Genomic DNA, 386 nt, shown 5'->3' with positions numbered 1-386 from the left:
CGAGTGAGTGGCGAGTGGGTTTTCGAGGCCCGCTGCCAACACCAGCGCGACGCCAAGGTCATGCCGGTTCACCATCCAAGCAGCGGCTCGCCCAACACCTCACCACCGATGTGCGCGGCCAGGCGCTGGGCACGGGGAAGGTCGCCCATCTTCCCCACATGCACAAAGACGGTGTGGTGGGCAGCCCACCCCGACCATTGCGGGTTGTCGCCGTTGAAGACGACCTGGACTCCGTCGCAGCTCCACGTTCCGTAGGAGTCCGTCTCCGGCTCGTCCGGCCACCTTCCGCACCAGTCGATGGCCGCGTACCCCAGCCCGAGAGCCTGAACGAAGCGCTCCTCGGCGCTGCCTCTCCGGACGTCTTCCATGATGGTCAGCGGAAGCTC

Annotated in this window: 1 protein-coding gene; it reads right to left on the bottom strand. The window is 66.6% G+C overall.

Annotation, left to right across the window (positions count from 1 at the left end):
- Nucleotides 1-68 precede the first annotated feature (68 nt).
- A partial coding sequence (locus AC1DYK_RS36160; RefSeq protein ID WP_478170649.1) for a hypothetical protein occupies nucleotides 69-386 on the bottom strand: 318 nt, incomplete at its 5' end.

This window comes from Variovorax sp. P2_H12, assembly GCF_056403395.1.
The sequence above is the reverse complement of the archived record's forward strand: the minus strand, read 5'-3'. Positions and strand labels throughout refer to the sequence as shown.